The sequence below is a fragment of the Hansschlegelia zhihuaiae genome (genome assembly GCF_004103825.1).
GTDB lineage: Bacteria > Pseudomonadota > Alphaproteobacteria > Rhizobiales > Methylopilaceae > Methylopila > Methylopila zhihuaiae.
On record NZ_RYFI01000046.1, the window covers coordinates 1 to 1,934 of the forward strand.

Sequence of the window (1,934 nt, forward strand, 5' to 3'; positions counted from 1 at the left end):
TCCCACTCGATTGTGCCGGGCGGCTTCGAGGTGACGTCGTAGACGACGCGGTTCACCCCCCTCACCTCGTTGATGATGCGGGTCGCGGCGCGGCCGAGGAAGGCCATGTCGAAGGGATAGAAGTCGGCCGTCATGCCGTCGACCGAGGTCACGGCGCGCAGCGCCAGCACGCGGTCATAGGTGCGGCCGTCGCCCATCACGCCGACGGTGCGGACGTCGGTCAGCACCGCGAAAGCCTGCCAGATCTCATCGTAGAGGCCGGCCTTGCGGATCTCGTCGAGATAGATCGCGTCGGCCTGGCGCAGCGTCTCGAGCTTCTCGCGCGTCACCTCGCCCGGGCAGCGGATGGCGAGGCCGGGTCCCGGGAACGGGTGGCGGCCGACGAAGGCCTCGGGCAGGCCGAGCTCGCGGCCGAGCTCGCGCACCTCGTCCTTGAACAGCTCGCGCAGCGGCTCCACGAGCTTCATGTTCATGCGCTCGGGCAGGCCCCCGACATTGTGGTGCGACTTGATGGTGACCGAGGGGCCGCCCGAGAACGACACGCTCTCGATCACGTCGGGGTAAAGCGTGCCCTGGGCCAGGAAATCGGCGCCGCCGATCTTGCGGGCCTCGTCCTCGAACACGTCGATGAACAGCCGCCCGATGGTCTTGCGCTTAACTTCGGGGTCCTCGACGCCCGCGAGCGCGCCGAGGAACATGTCGCTCGCGTCGACATGGACGAGCGGGATGTTGTAGTGCCCGCGGAACATCGAGACGACCTCGCGCGCCTCGTCTTTCCGCATGAGCCCGTGGTCGACGAACACGCAGGTCAGCTGGTCGCCGATCGCCTCGTGCAACAGCACGGCCGCGACCGACGAGTCCACGCCGCCCGACAGGCCGCAGATCACCCGGCCGGAGCCGACCTGCGCGCGGATCTTCTCGACCGCCTCGTCGCGATAGGCCGCCATCGACCAGTCGCCCGCGCAGCCGCAGATGTCGCGCACGAAGTTTTGGAGCAGCTTGCCGCCCTGCGGGGTGTGGACCACCTCGGGGTGGAACATCAGGCCGTAATAGTGCCGGTTCTCGTCCGCGATCGCCGCGAAGGGCGCGTTCTCCGAGATCCCGACGATGCGGAAGCCCGGCGGCATGCGGGTGATGCGGTCGCCGTGGCTCATCCACACCTGGTTGCGGCTCTTGTCCTCCCAGACGCCGGTGAAGAGCCGCGACGGCGCGACCACGTTGAGGTCGGCGCGGCCGAACTCGCGGTGATGGCCGCTCTCGACGGCGCCGCCGAGCTGCTCGGCCATCGTCATCTGCCCGTAGCAGATGCCGAGCACGGGCACGCCCGAATCGAACACCGCCTGCGGCGCGCGCGGGGTGCCCATCTCGGCGACCGAGGCCGGCCCGCCCGACAGGATGACGCCCCGGGCGCCGAAACCCCCGAAGGCCTCCTCGGCGAGGTTGAAGGGCACGATCTCGCAATAGACGCCGGCCTCGCGCACCCGCCGCGCGATCAGCTGCGTGACCTGCGACCCGAAGTCGATGATCAGGATGCGGTCGTGGCTCGGGTCCGGCGCCATCGGGTCGGCGGCCAGCGGATCCGGCGTCTTCTTTTCCAGGGTCTTGGCGTCGAGGGTCATGGCGCTTGCCTACTCTGAACGCGATGGCCGCCGCAACGCCGCAAAGACGCGCATCACCTGCGCGCCTGGGGATGGCTGAGCGATGGCGGCCGACGTCGAAATCTATTCGGCGGCCCGCCGGACATCGCCAGGCGGCGCGTGCGGCGGCACCAGCGCCAGCAAACGGACGAGTTCGCGCTGGCTCGCGGTGTCGGTCTTGCGCAAGACCGCGGCGAGCTGCGAGCGCAGCGTGTTGGACGACACGCCATGCTCGTTCCGGAGATCCGCGAGCGAGCGCCCAGCCGCAAGGCCAAGCGCCAGCCGCGCCTCGGCGGG

General features: G+C 69.7%; 1 protein-coding gene and 1 pseudogene. Both read right to left on the reverse strand.

The window, feature by feature from the left end; genetic code table 11:
- The coding region (gene guaA / locus EK403_RS21980) for a glutamine-hydrolyzing GMP synthase (RefSeq protein WP_128779585.1) at positions 1-1,559 on the reverse strand (1,559 nt) is incomplete at its 3' end.
- Between the two features lie 162 nt (positions 1,560-1,721).
- Positions 1,722-1,934, reverse strand: a pseudogene (locus EK403_RS22645) (helix-turn-helix transcriptional regulator); the annotation flags it as partial.